Origin of the sequence: Hyalangium minutum (assembly GCF_000737315.1) — a bacterium.
In the GTDB taxonomy this organism is placed as follows: Bacteria; Myxococcota; Myxococcia; order Myxococcales; family Myxococcaceae; genus Hyalangium; species Hyalangium minutum.
Genome location: NZ_JMCB01000002.1, coordinates 608,611 through 624,628, shown reverse-complemented (window position 1 = coordinate 624,628; position 16,018 = coordinate 608,611). Strand labels below are relative to the sequence as shown.

13 protein-coding genes are annotated in these 16,018 nt (G+C 70.0%); 7 read left to right on the top strand and 6 right to left on the bottom strand.

What is annotated here, in order from left to right:
* Window positions 1-25: 25 nt before the first annotated feature.
* From DB31_RS06175 to DB31_RS06145, 7 genes are all read left to right on the top strand, one after another.
* The gene (locus tag DB31_RS06175) at window positions 26-691 is read left to right on the top strand and encodes a class I SAM-dependent methyltransferase (protein ID WP_044183560.1); all 666 of its coding nucleotides are present in this window, start codon (window positions 26-28) and stop codon (window positions 689-691) included.
* Window positions 688-1,869, top strand: coding sequence for a glycosyltransferase family 4 protein (locus tag DB31_RS06170; RefSeq protein ID WP_044184066.1), 1,182 nt, complete (start codon window positions 688-690; stop codon window positions 1,867-1,869). Before DB31_RS06175 ends, DB31_RS06170 begins: the two co-directional genes overlap by 4 nt.
* Window positions 1,866-3,011 carry a glycosyltransferase family 4 protein gene (locus DB31_RS06165; RefSeq protein ID WP_044183557.1) on the top strand — a complete coding sequence of 382 codons (1,146 nt, stop codon included), beginning with the start codon at window positions 1,866-1,868 and terminating at the stop codon, window positions 3,009-3,011. The genes DB31_RS06170 and DB31_RS06165 overlap by 4 nt, the downstream gene beginning before the upstream one ends.
* A 21-nt stretch (window positions 3,012-3,032) precedes the next feature.
* The gene (locus tag DB31_RS06160; protein WP_044183554.1) at window positions 3,033-4,229 is read left to right on the top strand and encodes an acyltransferase family protein; all 1,197 of its coding nucleotides are present in this window, start codon (window positions 3,033-3,035) and stop codon (window positions 4,227-4,229) included.
* Between the two features lie 425 nt (window positions 4,230-4,654).
* The gene (locus DB31_RS06155) at window positions 4,655-5,287 is read left to right on the top strand and encodes a prepilin-type N-terminal cleavage/methylation domain-containing protein (RefSeq protein WP_044183552.1); all 633 of its coding nucleotides are present in this window, start codon (window positions 4,655-4,657) and stop codon (window positions 5,285-5,287) included.
* Between the two features lie 53 nt (window positions 5,288-5,340).
* Window positions 5,341-6,576 (top strand): glycosyltransferase family 4 protein, encoded by a 1,236-nt coding sequence (locus DB31_RS06150; RefSeq protein ID WP_044183549.1) that lies wholly within the window; start codon window positions 5,341-5,343, stop codon window positions 6,574-6,576.
* Entirely contained in the window at window positions 6,573-7,715 is a 1,143-nt protein-coding gene (locus DB31_RS06145) for a glycosyltransferase family 4 protein (RefSeq protein ID WP_044183546.1), read from the top strand. Before DB31_RS06150 ends, DB31_RS06145 begins: the two co-directional genes overlap by 4 nt.
* 9 nt (window positions 7,716-7,724) lie before the next feature.
* On the opposite strand, the gene DB31_RS06140 is transcribed toward DB31_RS06145, so the two are convergent.
* The 6 genes from DB31_RS06140 to DB31_RS06115 all read right to left on the bottom strand — a co-directional run bounded on the left by DB31_RS06140 (window position 7,725) and on the right by DB31_RS06115 (window position 15,896).
* Complete coding sequence (locus DB31_RS06140; protein WP_044183543.1) at window positions 7,725-8,870, bottom strand: glycosyltransferase family 4 protein; 1,146 nt, start codon at window positions 8,868-8,870, stop codon at window positions 7,725-7,727.
* The gene (locus tag DB31_RS06135) at window positions 8,842-10,356 is read right to left on the bottom strand and encodes an O-antigen ligase family protein (protein WP_240486552.1); all 1,515 of its coding nucleotides are present in this window, start codon (window positions 10,354-10,356) and stop codon (window positions 8,842-8,844) included. Before DB31_RS06135 ends, DB31_RS06140 begins: the two co-directional genes overlap by 29 nt.
* Window positions 10,357-10,388: 32 nt before the next feature.
* Window positions 10,389-11,507: a glycosyltransferase family 4 protein gene (locus tag DB31_RS06130; protein WP_044183536.1), complete on the bottom strand. Its 1,119-nt coding sequence runs from the start codon at window positions 11,505-11,507 to the stop codon at window positions 10,389-10,391.
* 5 nt (window positions 11,508-11,512) lie between these two features.
* The gene (locus DB31_RS06125; RefSeq protein WP_044183533.1) at window positions 11,513-12,469 is read right to left on the bottom strand and encodes an FkbM family methyltransferase; all 957 of its coding nucleotides are present in this window, start codon (window positions 12,467-12,469) and stop codon (window positions 11,513-11,515) included.
* Window positions 12,466-13,629 (bottom strand): glycosyltransferase, encoded by a 1,164-nt coding sequence (locus DB31_RS06120; RefSeq protein WP_083968056.1) that lies wholly within the window; start codon window positions 13,627-13,629, stop codon window positions 12,466-12,468. Before DB31_RS06120 ends, DB31_RS06125 begins: the two co-directional genes overlap by 4 nt.
* Window positions 13,630-13,694: 65 nt before the next feature.
* Window positions 13,695-15,896, bottom strand: coding sequence for a GumC family protein (locus DB31_RS06115; RefSeq protein WP_240486551.1), 2,202 nt, complete (start codon window positions 15,894-15,896; stop codon window positions 13,695-13,697).
* Between the last annotated feature and the right edge of the window lie 122 nt (window positions 15,897-16,018).

The window sequence follows — 16,018 nt, the reverse complement described above, 5'->3', positions numbered from 1 at the left end:
CGCGAGGGCTACGGTCCCGCGCCGCATGCAACCTGGTGGCATCCTGCACTTCCTCCGGCGCGAGGTGCTGGTGAGCGAGCACGAGGTGCTCTTCCGCACCCTGCGCGAGGCGCTCGTCGGCACGTGTGACAGCGTGCTGGACGTGGGCTGCGGGTTCCGCTCGCCGATCCGCTCCTTCTCCCACCTCATCCCCCGCACCGTGGGCGTGGACGGCTACGACAAGGCCATCGAGCGCAGCCGCGCCGCAGGCATCCACAGCGAGTACCACTGCATGGATCTCATGAAGGTGGGTGAGGCGTTCGGCCCCAAGAGCTTCGACGCCGCCATCGCCTTGGATGTCATCGAGCACTTCGACAAGCCGGACGGCTACCGGTTTCTGGAGATGCTCGAGTCCATCGCACGCAAGCGCGTCATCCTCTTCACGCCCAACGGCTTCCTCCCTCAGGACGAGTGGGACGGCAACGTGCACCAGCACCACCGCTCGGGCTGGGAGGTGTATGACTTCGAGCTGCGCGGCTACCGCGTCACCGGCATGAGCGGGTGGAAGCCCCTACGCGGCGACTATGCCTTGCCCCGCATCCGCCCTCGCCGGCTCGGCGGCTTCGTGGCACGGCTCACCGAGCCCTTCGCCTCGCGCTTCCCCAAGCATGCCTTCCAGCTCCTGGCCATCCGGGACATGGAGGCCTCCTGAGCCGTCCGCGCCCCGCCGCTGCTGCCTCGGACGTTGCCTGGCACCTGCTCACGGGCGAGTACCCCCCTCAGCCCGGCGGAGTCAGCGACTACACGCGGCTCATCGCCCGGGAACTGGCTCGCAGCGGCGCCGAGGTCCACGTCTGGTCCCCCGGTGACTCAGGCGATTCTGTCGAGGACGGCGTCACCGTGCACCGCGCTCCGGGCCTCTTCACCCCTCGGGGGCTGGTGGGGCTCACCCGCAGGTTGAATCGCTGCCGAAGGCCTCGGCGGCTGCTGCTCCAGTACGTGCCCCACGCGTTCGGCCTGAAGGCGATGAATGTGCCCTTCTGCGCCTGGTTCGCCGCTCGCCACCAGGACGAGCGCTGGGTCTTCTTCCACGAGGTGGTCTACCCGTGGAGCCCAGCGGATCCGCTGCGCCACCAGCTGCTCGCCGGCACCACGCGCGTCATGCTGCGGCTGGTCGCCGGAGCGGCGGACCGTGCGTTCGTCTCCATTCCCGCCTGGGCCGAGCACCTCCCGGTCCCACTCCGCCGCCACGCCGAGTGGCGCCCCGTGCCCAGCAACTTTCCCACGGCCGTGGCTCCCGAGGCGGTGGCTCGCGTCCGGGCCGAGCTCGGCGAGGGGCTCCTCCTGGGGCACTTCGGCACCTATGGCGCCGCCACTTCGGGGTTGCTGGAGCGTGCGCTCGTTCCCCTGCTGCGAGCGGACTCCCGCCGCCGGATGCTATTGCTGGGCCGGGGCAGTGAGTCCTGGAAGAGAGGCCTCCTCCAGCAGCACCCCGAGCTGTCCCGTCAGCTCCTCTCGCGTGATTCTCTCGAGCCCGACGCGTTGGTGGCACACCTCGCGGCGTGCGACCTGCTCGTGCAGCCTTATGGGGATGGCGTGAGCGCACGACGGGGCACCGTGATGGCGAGCCTCGCCCTGGGCCGTCCGCTCATCACCAACACCGGGCACCTCACCGAGCCACTGTGGCGCGGGCTGGGCGCGGTGGCCCTCGTGGAGGGCACAGATTCGTCCGCGCTGGCCGAGGCCACCGAGCGGCTCCTGGCCCGCCCCGAGGAACGCACGGCCCTCGGAGCCCGCGCGGCCGAGGTGTACCGCGAGCGCTTCTCCCTGGAGCGCACCTTGGAGGCCCTGCTGAGCCCCTCCCCCACGAGTGGAGGCCCGCACGCATGAGCACCCGTGCACCGCTGAAGCTCGCGTTGCTGATGGATCCGATCGAGGAGGGTTGGCCCAGCATGGACCTCGTCGGCGAGTCCCTCCGCGAAGAGCTGTCCGCACTGCCCTCGGAAGTGGCGGTGACAGGGGTGCGGCCCTCGATGCCACGCCTCTTTCAGCGGCTGCCCAGCATCAGCGAGCGCGTGGCCTTCAACACGGACCGGCTCCTCACCCGCTTCGGCGGATACCCCGCACAGGCCTTACTGGCCCGTGGCCGGTATGACGCCTTCCATGTGGTGGACCACTCGTACGCGCAGCTCGTCCACGCCCTGCCGGCCCGGCGCACCGGCGTCTACTGCCACGACCTGGACACCTTCCGCTCGGTGATCGAACCCCACCGAGAGCCTCGCCCCGCGTGGTTCCGCCTCATGGCCCGCACGACACTCCTGGGCCTGCAGCGCGCTGCCATCGTCTTCCACGGCACCCAGGCCGTGCGCGACGAGCTCCTGCGCCATGGCCTCGTGGAGCCAGAACGACTCGTGTGGGCACCTCCCGGCGTGTCCCCCGAGTTCCGCCCAGAGCCCTCTCCCGGAGACACGAGCGAGTCCGTCCTCGCGCCCCTCGGCGGCCGGCCGTACCTCCTGCATGTAGGCAGCTCCATTCCTCGCAAGCGCCTGGACGTGCTCTTCGAGGTCTTCGCGGCCTTGCGCACGCGCCACCCGGAGCTGCGGCTCGTTCAGCAAGGTGGCGCGCTCACTCCCGCTCAGCGCGAGCAGGTGGCGCGCCTCGGCATCGGCGATGCGCTGCTGCAGCCTCCCAAGCTGAACCGGGCCACACTCGCGGGGCTCTACCGCCGGGCCCAGGCCGTGCTCGTTCCCAGCGAAGCCGAGGGCTTCGGGCTCCCGGTCATCGAAGCGCTCGCCTGCGGAGCGCCCGTGGTCGCCAGCGCGCTCCCGGTGCTGCGCGAAGTGGGCGACACCGCGTGCCTCTACTGCCCGGTCGGCCACGTCACCGGGTGGACGGAGACGATCGATGCGCTCCTGTCCGGCCGGCACCTGCCTCCCCCTCGTGAGCTGCGCCTCGAGCGTGCCCGGCACTTCACCTGGCAGGCACACGCGCGCACGGTGCTCGCGGCCTACCAACAGCGTCTCCAACGCTGAGCGCCCTGGGGGGCTGATACGATGGCGCCCTCCGCGTTCATGGCCTCCTCCCCCGCTCCCGCCCTTCGCCGTCCGCCGCTCGATGCGTGCACCGGCCTGCGCTTCTTCGCCGCCCTGGGCGTGGTCAGCTACCACTTCTACTGCCCGCCCTGTGAGCCCAACGCTCCGGCCTTCCTCGGCAACCTGTTCCGAGCGGGCTTCACCACGGTGAGCCTCTTCTTCGTCCTGTCCGGCTTCATCCTCGCCTACAACTACCTGGACGAGCGGGGCGGGTTCGTCGGGACGACGCGCGATTTCTACCGGGCCCGCTTCGCGCGCATCTACCCCATCTACCTGCTCGCGCTGGCGGTGGACCTCCCCCTCTTCCTGCGTCTGCTCTCCCACGCCGAGCCCACCGCGGCCCCCGGCGAGGTGGCCCAAATCTGCGCCGCCACGCTCACCCTCACCCAGGCCTGGCTCGAGGGCGGCCGCCCCGTCTGGAACACCATGGCGTGGACGCTCTCGGCCGAGGCGTTCTTCTACGCGCTGTTCCCCTTCCTGGGCGTCTGGCTCGCACGGCAGTCCTCGCGGCGGCTGCTCTCCGTGGCCGTAAGCGCCTGGGTGCTCGGCATGGCTCCCTTCCTCGCGGGTGAGCTGGTCTCGAGCCTCGGCGCGCAGGGCACCGGCGCGCTCACCGTGCGTATCCTCACGGCCTGGAGCGAACTGCCGAGCCAGCTCGTCCCGCTCCTGCGGCTGCCCGAGTTCGTCCTGGGCCTGTGCCTCGGACTGCTGTTCTGCCGCCGCACGCGTCAGGGCAGCCAGGCCTGGCGCACGGCGGGCCTGATCACCACCATCGGCGCCATCGCCGCCGTGCTCATCCTCCTGCCTCCCACGCCCTCGGCCATCGTCCAGATGGGGGTGCTCGTCCCCTTGTTCGCTGTCTGCATCTGGCTGCTCGCATGCGGCGTGGCCTGGAGTGGGATGGGGATGGGGACACGACCGCTCCTCCGGCTCGGCGGCGCCAGCTACGCGCTCTACCTCACTCACGGCTCGCTGATGGGCTTCGCGCTGGCCCTCAACACGCGCACCCTCACCCTTCCCCACAACACCGTCGCTTTGCTCCTCGCCCCCGCCGCCGTGGCCGCCTCGCTCGTCCTCTTCCAGTTCGTGGAAGAGCCCGCCCGCCACTGGTTACGCAAGGCTCCCAGGAGAGTTGCGAGAACCGGGGCACTCGGGTAATACTGCTCTTCGTTCCTCGCTGTGCGCCGCCCCTGTGAGTGCCCCTGTGTGGCACCGGTGGAAAGATTGTGCGCCCGTGGAACCCCGCTCCTGGAGACAGCGACAAAAATTGTCACCTCCTGACAATTTTGGGCATGTCGTTCACTCCCTTGCATCGGAGTGTGACGCGGGTCGCGGTCTGCAGTGAACACACAGCGGTCCTGACGCGGTGTGCAGGCCCACTGCACCCAGGACAGTCCGCGCGGATCTGATCCCGCTTCCCGCATTGTGAGGATCCAAGATGGTTGGATCTCTCACAGTCTCTCTGCACCTGCCTCCACCGCCGCTTTTCGTCACAAGGAGGGGGTGTTCGCCACGTGGCGTATGGCTCGCCGCTTGCTCTCTTGGCTGGGCACTGACTTTCAGGTCCCTCTCAAGGAGCCCCCATGAGGAGCCGTCTTCACTCGCGCGGATTCACCCTGATCGAGCTCATGATCGTCGTGTCGATCATCGGAGTCCTGGCAAGCATCGCTATTCCGAGTTTCCTGCGCTTCCAGGCGCGCGCCCGTCAGGCCGAGGTGGGCACCAACCTCAAGAGCCTCTACACGAGCATGCGCACCCTGCAGCGCATGCCCGTGGCGGACGTGCACGCCACTGGCTTCACCCCCGAGCGCGGCAACCGCTACAGCTACCACCTCGAGGACTCCTGCAGCTCCTTCGAGGATCGCCGCAACCAGCACCCCATCATTCACCCGCATGACACGTGCATCGGTGCGGACACGTTCAAGAACGCCGCCTTCCCGGATGCGTTCACCGTGGTGAACCCGCCCAGCGCCAGCTGGAACAATGCTCCCGGCATGAGCACAGAGGCGGGCATCTTCGGGGATGATGGGAGCTGGGACTTCCTGGCGTTCGCCGCGGGCGACGTGGACAACAACCCCGCCGATGGCGCGGACACCTGGCTCGTCTCTTCTACCGAGGGAGAGGTGGCCGCCGCCTGCCCGTCCACCGGCGGCGTGACGGTGCACGTCACTCCCGGCGAGCCGTTCAACATCAACAACGACGTGAACTGCAACTAGCCGCTCGCGTCTGGCTTGACCGCCCGGAGCCGGTCTGATTCGGTCTCCGGGCCTTGCGCATCCTCTTCCTCAATCCCGTGGGAGTGCTTGGCGGGGCCGAGCGCGCGCTGCTGGATCTGCTCGCGTGCCTGCGCCGGCTCGAGCCCACGCTCTCGTTGCACTTGCTGGCAGGTACCGAGGGCCCCCTCTTGGACGAGGCGCGGGCGCTCGGTGTGGATGCCCGGCTCCTTCCACTTCCCGAGCAGCTCTCCGCGCTGGGCGACAGTGGCCTGCGCGGCCAGGGGGCCCGGGCGTTGTGGGGGCTCGCGAAGGGACTGGCACCGGCGCCCGGGCTGCTCACGGGCTACCTCCGGGAGCTTCGCCGCGAGGTCCGCGCGCTGCGGCCTCAGCTGATCCACTCGAACGGCATCAAGACGCACCTGCTGAGCCCCGCCACCGTGGGCCTGCCCGTGCCGCGCGTCTGGCACATCCATGATTTCATCGGCGAGCGCCCGCTGGTGCGCCAGGCCCTGCGCGGCTTGCGGCCCCTGGCGACGCTGGCCATCGCCAACTCGCGCGCCGTGGGCATGGATGCCCGCGAGGTGCTGGGCTCGGTGCCTGTGCAGGTCGTCTACAACGGAGTGGACGTGGAGCGCTTCGCTCCGGCACAGGGAGAAGGCTCACGGCTGGATGCGCTGGCCGGGCTGCCACCTGCCCCCGAGGGCATCCTGCGCATAGGGCTGGTGGCCACCTATGCACGGTGGAAGGGCCAGGAGGTGTTCCTCGAGGCAGCGGCCCGGTTGCTGCAGCAGCGTCCGGGTTTGCCCGCGCGCTTTTACCTCGTGGGCTCGCCGCTCTACCGTACGCAGGACTCGCAGTACTCCGAGGAGGAGCTGCGAGGACGCATGAGTCACTGGGGACTGGGAGGGCACGTGGGGCTGGTGCCTTTCCAGCGCGAGCCCGAGGCCGTCTACCGGGCGCTCGACATCTTCGTCCACGCGAGCACCCGCCGGGAGCCGTTCGGCCTCACCATCGCGGAGGCGCTGGCCTGCGGGCGGCCGGCGATCATCTCTCGTGCGAGTGGCGCGGCGGAGCTGCTCACCGAGGGCGTGGATGCACTGACGCTGCCCTCGGGAGACACGGAGGCGCTGGCGCGAGCGATGCGCCAACTGGCCGAGGATCCGGCGCTGCGCGAGCGGCTGGGACAGGCGGCACGGCGCACGGCGGTCGAGCGCTTCTCGCGGGACCGCTACGCACGGGAGATCCTGGACATCTATCGCTCGCTCGTGAGCGCCGGGGACGCACCGTGAAGCGAGCCCGCCGGCTGGTCAGCGTCTCTCACTCGTACGTCGTCACGCTCAACCGGCGGCTGGCCAACGAGATGGCGCGGGTGGGCGCAGGCCAGTGGGAGGTGACGGCGGTGGCGCCGCGCTTCTTCCACGGGGACCTGAGCCCCATTCAGCTTCAGCGCGAGCCGGGAGAGGCCAGCTTCGTGGAGCCGGTGCGCGCCCTCTTCAGCCGCTCGGCGCATGTGTTCGTCTACGGCCCAGCGCTGCGCGAGAAGCTGGCGCGAGGCGTGGACCTGGTCCACGCGTGGGAGGAGCCCTACGTGTTCGCGGGAGCGGAGGTGGCGCTGCTCGCACCGAAGCACGTGCCGCTCGTGTTCTCCACGGCGCAGAACCTGTCCAAGCGCTACCCGCCGCCGTTCGCCCAGCTCGAGCGCTGGGTGGTGCGGCGCTCGGCGGGGTGGATCGCCTTCGGAGAGACGGTGAAGCAGAACCTCCTCGCACGGCCCGGCTATGCCGAGCGCCCGGCGCGCTACATCCCCATGGGCGTGGACGTGGAGCTCTTCCAGCCGGACAGGGCTGCGGGGGAGGACTTCCTCCGGGAGCTCGGGTGGCAGGAGCAGGGCCCACCGGTGGTGGGGTACCTGGGGCGCTTCGTGCCGGAGAAGGGCGTGGAGCTGCTGCGGCGCGTGCTGGAGAGACTCACCACGCCCTGGCGAGCCCTCTTCGTCGGAGGCGGCCCGCTGGAGGCGAGCCTGCGCGCGTGGGCCGAGCCCCACGGTGACAAGGTCCGCATCGTCACGGGGGTGCCACACGCCCAGGTGCCTCAGGTGCTCAACGCCATGGACGTGCTGTGCGCCCCGAGCCAGACGACGCCGCGCTGGAAGGAACAGTTCGGCCGGATGCTCGCGGAGGGGTTCGCATGCGGCGTGCCCGTGCTGACCAGTGACTCTGGAGAGATCCCCCACACCGCAGGCGACGCGGCCCGCGTGGTGCCCGAGACGGATGTGGCGGCATGGACCTCGGCGCTGGCGGAGCTGCTGGAGAGCCCGGACCGCCGCCGCGAGCTGTCCGCACGGGGGCGCGAGCGCGCCGTGACACGGTTCGCGTGGCCCGTGGTGGCGCGCGAGCACCTGAGCTTCTTCGAGTCCGTGCTCGGCTGAGCCCCGGCCCTACCGGTAGTGCTCGCGCTCCAGCAACTCCACGATCTGAGCCGACATGGAGTCCCACGTGTGCGACCGCAGACGCTCGGCCAATGCCGCGATGTGCGGCGCGAACTCCGCCTCGTGAGTCCTCCAGTCCTCCAGCCGCCGCACCAGCTCCCCGACATCATTCGGATCATCGAGCAGCAGCGCCTTCAGCTCGGATGGGTAGCGCTCGGCCACTCCCGCCGTCCGGCTCACCAGGGCCGGAAGCCCCGTGCACAGCGCCTCGTGGACGCCGAGCCCGTAGGCCTCATAGCGAGTAGGCGCCAGCAGCAGATCCGCAGCGGCCATCAGCTGGGGAACATCCTTGCGGAAGCCCAGGAACTGGATGCGCTCGCCCAGCCCGCGCTCCCGGGCCTCGCGCTCCCAGTGCTCGCGCTGTGCTCCCACGCCCACCACCTTTAGATCCACGTTCCAGTCGCCGCGAGCGCACAGCTGCACCCACGCCGGGAAGACCGTGTCGAAACCCTTGCGCTGGTCTCCCAGCGCGCCCACGAACAGCGCCACCCGCCGCCCCTCCGGCCACTCCAGCGCCGCGCGAGCCTCCACGCGCTCCTGAGCCGTGCGCGGCCGGAAGCGCTCCGAATCGATGCCGTAATAGATGACGTGGACGCGCTCGGGAACCGCCCCGGTGGCCGCCACGAGGTCCGCCTTCGTCCGCTCCGAGTTCGCGATGATGACGCGAGCGCGCCGCAGGGCCTGGCGCTCGCCGCGCAGGTACAGCCGGTGGCTTATCCGGCCCTTGATGCGCCGGAGCAGGGAACCGGTACCCGAGGAGGCATACGCTCCATGAACATAGTGGACCCAGTTGGCCGCAGGCACCGAGCAATTGCCACCATTGGCCAGCACCTGCCCACCCTCGGCGTGCGTGCGCAGCGCCCAGAGCCGTCCCACTGCATCCAGGATGGGCTCGCCGAGCATGTACGCCCCCGCGGGCTTGGGCACCTGCACGAAGCGCACGTTGGAGAAGGCGAGCAGCTCGTCCGCCACCCGATGCGCCACAAGCCGCACAGGGCCGCCCTGGCGCGCGAGGTAGTGCGCCAGCGCCAGGTTCGCGCGGTCCATGCCTCCTGTGGCGACGAAGTCACCGGCGATCAGGGTGTACGGTCTCATGCAGTGCGGAGCGAGGCGCCTGCCGGGTCGCATGGAAGAAGGCGCCGAAGAGCGCGGCGTTGAGCAGCCAGAACTCCATGCCGGCCTGGCTCATGAAGAAGGGATAGCTGAAGGTGAGGGCAATGGCGCCCACGTCATACGCGAAGATGAGCGTGCCCCACAGCCAGAACTCCTCGGAATCATTCCGGCGCAGCGCCACCCGCAGCGCCCAGATCGCCGTGAGGAGCACCGCGAGCGGGTAGAGCACCAGCACCGCCGCGCCTCCGTCGAACACCCACGCCGTCCACTGCACCTCCACCCACAGCGGAGGACGCGAGGGGTCCCGGGCGCCGCCAAAGTAGGCATTGGCCATGCCGTAGCGTCCCAGGCCTGCACCCAGCGGGAACTGCGGGAGGAAGTGAGTAAACGTACCCTCCAGGAAGTAGCCACGGTTGCTGTAGTAGACGTCCGCCGCATCCTGCTCGAAGAGGCTGCCCCAGCGCGTCAGGGCGGACTGCCCGCCCACCGCGACGGCCCAGCTCAAGCCCACCACGGCCAACCCACCCACCAGGGCCACCAGCTTCACCAGCTGCAGCAGACGGCCCCGGAGCGCGAGCACCGCCCCGATGGCCAACAGGCACACCCCCAACATGAGCGCCATGGCTCGCACCTGACAGAGGTACAAGCTGATGACGCCCACGAAGATTCCTCCGAGGCTCAGGACCTTGACGAGCCCCCGCCGGGCACTGATCAAGAACCCGGTGCCGAGCAGCACCGAGTAGAAGGCCCCCGTGGCCGCGCCGCCGGGCACGTCCGTGAGCCCGAAGGGCCGAAAGATGCGCTGGCCACTGGCGGCCTCGAACTGGAGGCTGCTGGTGTAGCTCTCTCCCATGCTCCCGATGGCCGTGGACAGGGCCGGCTGGAAGCTCCCCGGGAAATACACTTGGAGCACGCCCATGCCCGCGCTCGCGGCGTTGAAGAGGAACAGCAACGCCAGCGCTCGCCGAAAGGTCACCGCGTCGATGCGCACCCGCGTCACCCAGAAGAGTGGCGCGAGCACCGCCACCTGGATGCCCAACTGCGCCGTCCCCGCCAGCACGTTGCTCGTCTGCGGGTGAAACATGTTCAGCGCGGTGATCGCCATCGAGGCGATCAATACGGGCATCGCCGGGTGCCGCAGCCGCTGCCCCGGGACGAACGCCAGCAGCGCCAGACTGAGGCCGAACGCGAGCACCCGCACCACCACTCGCACCGCGGAGATACTCTCCAGCAGCAGCGCGAGCTGACAGACAATTTGCAGAGCGATGAAGCCGGGCACCAGATGGCTGGGAGCCCACCTGCGCCAGGATGCCGCCTCGCCGTCCACCGTCTCCCGAGCAGCGGGCCCTGGCTCTGGAGCCAAAGGAGGGCTCTCGCGGCTCTCCCCGGCTCCTGGCCCCACCCGAGGAGGCACGCTCCGGGTGTAGCGCCGCCGCAGGACTCCCGGCCCTTGAAGCTGCGGTCGCACGGGTGCGGAGGAGCCTCCGCTACGAGGGCCTCTCATGGACGTGCCCACGCCCCGAGGAAACCCAGGTCACTGGCCAGCCCGCGCAGAAAGACTTCCGGGGCACACAGCGCCTCGGCACGTGCGGGGCCGCCCGCGCCCAGCTGGCGCCGCCGCTCGCCGTCCTGAATCAATCCCTGGAGCGCCTCGGCGAGGGCCTCCGGCTCCGGAGGAACCAGCACGCCACACGTGCTGTCGATCGTCTCCAGCGGCGCGCCCATGGCGGTGGTGACCACCGGGAGGCCCGCCTGCAGCGCCTCGATGAACGCCAAACCAAACGGCTCCGGCCCCAGGTTGGGCTGGCAGTGGAGATCCGCCGCGCGCAGCAGCCGGGGAACATCCGTGCGCTGGCCCAGGAAGCGCACGCGCTCGCGAATGCCCAACCGGGTGGCCTGCGCCTCCAGCTCCGCCAGATAGTCCGCCTCGGCAGGACGCTGCGCGCCGCCAGCGACCCAAAGCACCCAGCCCGGCAGGCCCTTCAACCGCCCCAGCGCGTCCAGCAACAGGCGGTGCCCCTTCCACGCCTCCATCCGGCATGACTGCAGGATGACGGCCTCCTGCTCGCGCGCACCCAGCTCGGCGCGCACCCGCTCCCGCTCTCCTGGCTCCACGGGCGGCAGGGGAAGCACCGGGTAGTAACGCACCTCGTAGGGCACCTCCGGATAGACGCTCGCCAGCGTGGTCGCCGAGAAACGGCTGTTGGAGATGATCAGGTCCGGCCGGGTGACGCGAGCCCACCGCTCCAGCCAGTGCCGGCCGTTCAGCGCATCGTGCTGATGGAAGACGAGCGGCACGCGGCTCTCCCGCACCACCGGGCCGAAGATCGCCTGCGGCCAGGCCGCGTGGCACACCACCGCCGCATACTCGCCCCGCTCCAGCAGCCGCGACAGCTCGGCGCGCGCACGCCACACCGTCCACGGGCGGCGCACCCTCACCTCCCCGAGCAGGTGCACGACAGCCCCCGCCTCCCGTAGCTCCCGGCTCAGCCGCCCCTCGAAGCAGAGGGCGAACTCGTGCACCAGCTCCGAGGCACGGCCCTGAACGCGGGCGAGCGTCCGCAGGAACGTCTCGATGCCTCCATAGAGGTTGCCGCTGTAGACGTGGAGGATCCGCATAAGCGCTAGACGGGAGAGGGAACCCCCGGAGCGATCCAGAGAATGTGAGGCCAGTCGTCCAGCGGCTCGCCCGGGCTCAGCGGACGCAGCAGCATGCGCGGCTCGATGTGCCGCGCGTAGGCCCAGCGACGGGTGGCCTCGGCGGAGTGGTCCACCGCCCACCCCTGGTAACCGGCCTCCGTCAGGAGACGGGCCAGCGCGGCGGCATCGGTCCCATGCTCGCGCAACTGGGACGGGTGCAGTTCCAGCAGGAGCCGCTCATAACGGTGCGCCTGGAGCCCTTGGCGCATGCCCGCCAGGGCGAACACCTCGGCGCCCTCGATGTCCATCTTCACGAGGCTCACCCGGCCCACGCCCAGCTCGTCCAGCACGGCATCGACCGGGCGGGCCGGCACGCTGAAGGCCCGAGCAGAGGCCTGGGACGCGTCGCGCACGCGCGAGATGCCCCAGTTGTCGCCGGACTCGTCATACCCCTCCAGCTTCACCGTGCCCTCCTCCGCCGCGGCGGCCACGTGCAGCGCGGAGACCTGGGGCAGCCGGTTGAGCGACAGGTTGGCCATGAGGGTCCGGTGGATGCGCGGATCCGCCTCGATGGCCACCACGCGCCCGGAGGGCGTCACGGCCTCGGCGGCCAGAAAGGTGAAGTAGCCCCAGTGAGCGCCCACGTCGACGAAGGTGTCCCCCGGCCGCAGCAGCGCCCGCACGAGGCACGTCTCCTGCGGCTCATACTGGCCCGTGAAGAAGACCTCGCGCGCCAAGCCATTGCGCAGATCGCACTCGAACCGCAGCCCCTGGCGAGAGGTGGGAATCCGAGCCACGAAGGGCCCCCGCACCGGCGAGAGCGTGGACAGGGCATTCATCACCCGGTAGCGGGCGAACGGCAGGCGCCGGACGACGCGCGCGGCGGCCTTCATCCACAGCGGCGCGGCTCCCGTCTGCTGTCCAGAGATGTGCGTGCTCATGATCTTCCCTCCGCGGGCGTGCCCCGGGGACGCTCCTCCCAGGGGACGCTCAGCGCCTCGGCATACAGGGCCAGGCTGCGCTCGGCCATCACGTCATGGCGGAACTGCTCCACGGCCCGAGCCCTCGCGCCTTGCCCGAGCCGCTCCGCGAGCCCCGGCTCCTCCAGCAGCCGCCGAGCGGCCCGAGCCAGCGCCTCGGCATCGCCCACGGGAACCGTAAGGCCCGTCTGCCCGCTCAGGCTCACCCACGGCACGCCCGAGTGCGGAATCGCTGTGTTGATGACCGGCACGCCACTGGCCATGGCTTCGATCTGCGAGAGCCCATACGCCTCGCTGCGCGCATTGCTCGGGAACCAGAGAGCCGTGGCGGCACGGTAGGCCCCCACGAGCTCGTCCGGGGGCAGGTAGCCCGCCCACGTCACCCGGCCCTCGACGCCGAGCGCCCGCGCCCGCGCCTTGCCTTCCTGCTCCAGAGGGCCGACGCCCACCACCATCAACTGGCCGGACACCCGCGTCAGCGCCTCGAGCGCCGTGAACAAGCCCTTGTAGTAGACGAGCCGCCCCACCATCAGCCACAGCGGAGTCCCCGCTTGCTCGCGCCAGCGGGCCTCGGCTGCCAGCGCCGCGGGCGAGGGCGTCAGGAACGGATCCAGCTCGAGGCCCAGCGGCAGCTCGCGCACCTTGTTCCGGAAGCGCTTCAGCAGCGGCGAGCCCGGCACATACGCCGAGCTGGTGGCAATGAGCCGCCGCGCCCGCGTGTAGAGCACCAGCTCGAATGGGCGGAACAGGGCCCCGGCCACCTTCTGTCGGATGATGTCGCTGTGGTGGGTGATGACGAGCGGCGGCAGCCACGGCAGTGCATCCAGCGCCAGGACCATGGTCGGGTTGGGCGTGTGCAGATGGACGATGTCCACGCCCCGCATCAGCGCCTGCAACAGCGCGCGAGGCAGCTCGGGCATCACATCCATGCGCAGCACCGAGGCCCACCGCCCCACGCGCGTCACGCGCACCGGCCCATCCCACTCCTCGCGGGTGGGGCTGCGGCCGTGGAACTCGTGGCTGACGCCATCGCCTCCCTGCGCGTGGTTGATGCAGAGCACCTCCACGCGGGCGCCGAGGGCGGCCTGCGCGCGGGCGAGCGTCTGGACATGGACCTCCATGCCCCCCGAGGCCGGCGGGTAGAACTTGCCCAGGTGCAGCACGCGCAGCCCGGCGCTGGCCCGGATCACGACGACGCCGCTCCGTCCTTCGACTCCTCGGCGGCGTAGTGGCCGTAGTAGCCGCGGTAGCTCATATAGGTGTCCCGATACCGCGAGTCCGTCACATCCAGGTCATTGAGGACCGCGCCGTACATCTGCGCCTGCACATCCGCCAGCGAGCGCAGGGCCCGGGCCGCCGCATCGCGGTTCGTCTTCCCGGCGCGCAGCACGAGCACCACGCCATCCGCCTGGGTGGCCAGCACCGCCGAGTCCGACACCGCATTGAGCGGCGGGCTGTCGAGGATGATGCGATCGAACTTCTCGCCCGCAGCCTTGAGCAGGTCCGCGAAGGCCTGGGTGTGGAGCAGCTCGGCCGGGTTGGGAGGAATGGGGCCGCACGGGAGCACGAAGAGGTTGGGGACCTCGGTGCTCTTCACGGCCTTGTCCAGCGAGCCCTCGCCCACCACGAGCGAGCTGATGCCCACGTCGTTCGGCACGCCGAAGGCCTTGTGCAGCCGGGGCCGGCGCATGTCCGTGTCGAGCAGCAGCACGCGGTTGCCACTCTGGGCCATGGCCACGCCCAAGAAGATGCACGAGGTGGACTTGCCCTCCTGCGGCCCGCTGCTCGTCACCACCAGCGTCTTGAAGGGCTTGTCCGGAGACATGAACAGCAGGTTGGTCCGGATGGCGCGGCAGCACTCGGCCACCGAGGACTTCGGCTGACGGTGGACGAACAGATCGCGGTCCTTCGGGCTCTCGCCCTTGCCCTCCACGCGCGGCACGAAGCCCAGGAAAGCCAGCCCCAAACGCTCCTCCACGTCCGCCTGGGTGGCGACCGTGTTCTCCAGAATCTCCAGCAGCACCACCACCGCGCACCCGGCCAGCAGGCCCACCAGCATCGCCAGCATCACCGAGCGCTGCACGTCCGGCTTGATGGGGCCGTAGCTCGGCCGGGCCGCGTCCAGCACGCGCACGTTCGTGGTGCGCAGCAGGCCCGACAGCTCGATGTCCTTGAGCCGCCGCAGCACCGACTCGTAGAGGCGGCGGTTGTTCTCCGCCTCGCGGTTCATCCGGTCGAACTCGATCTGCCGCTTGCCGAACTGGAAAGACTCGTCCTGGGCGGCGGCCAGCAGGCGCATGAGGTTCTTCTCCTCGGCCACAGCCTGCGCCAGCTCCGTCTCCGCCTTGCGCACCACGTTGGCGAGGCTGCGCACGAAGTCCTCGCGCACCACCGCCAGCTTGGTGTTGCACTCGAGCATCTTCGGGTGCTCGGCCAGGTAGCGCTCGCTCAGCTCGACGCACACGGCGCGCTGCTCCACGTAGCGGCGCTTGAGCTCCTGAATCGCCGAGTCGCTCGCGCCGGGCACCGCCTCGGCCCACGTCTCGTCGCCGGGCTGGGAGCTCTTCTGCAGCTGGCGGATGGCCTCCACGCGGCCCTGGAGCGCGGCGATCTTCGTGCGCACCTGGGTGAGCGTGGCCTCATAGCTGTTGATGCGCTCGGTGACGCTGCTCTTCTTGTTCTCCGGGGACACAGAGAGCATGTCCGCGTCCTTCTTGAAGTCGTACAGGGCCAGCTCGCTGGCCTGCGAGGCGCGCTCCAGCTCCACCTTGCGCTCCTCGAGCCACTGGGTGGCCGTCTCCGTGGTGCGCAGGCGCAGCGCGAGGTTCTCCGCCATGTAGGCCTGAGCCACCTCGTTGGCCAGGAGCGCCGCGCGCTGCGGATCCAGGTCCTCCACGGCGATGTTCACCACGCGCGAGTCCTTCACCGGAATCACGCTGATGCGCGCCTGGAGCATGCCCGCGGCGTCCGCGAGCTGCATGGCCTGGAGCCGGGCCTTCTCGTCCTGGAGATGAGCCAGGCCCAGGAAGGCGGCGTCATGCTGGAGCCCGAGCTTCTCCGCCACGCGGGTGGCCACGGCGCGCGAGGTAATCACCTGGTTCTGGGTGGCGTAGTACTCCTTGTTGAACCAGTAGTTGCTGCGCTCGTCGCCCATCAACTCCTTCACGTCGGTGTCGAGCACGCGCGGGGCGGTGACGTCGATGATGAGCGAGGTGCTGGCGGCGTACACCTTGGGCTTGCGGGTGGTGTGGAGCGCGGTCAGGCCGGTAATGAGCACAGCGACCCCGAGGACGATCCACTTGCGGCGCCAGAACGCGCGCACGTAGCGCATGACGTTCAAGGGCGTCAGCGCGGCGTTCGCCGGATCGTTCACGGAACCTTCCAACATGGCGCTCCTGGAGACCTTCTCGCGAGGCGTCAGCCCGGCCCAGCACCGGGCGCCGACCTCCACCCACAGCCTCGGGCGAGCGTGCCCCTTCCAAGCCAAGGGGTCAATCTTCCAGGCCGGGT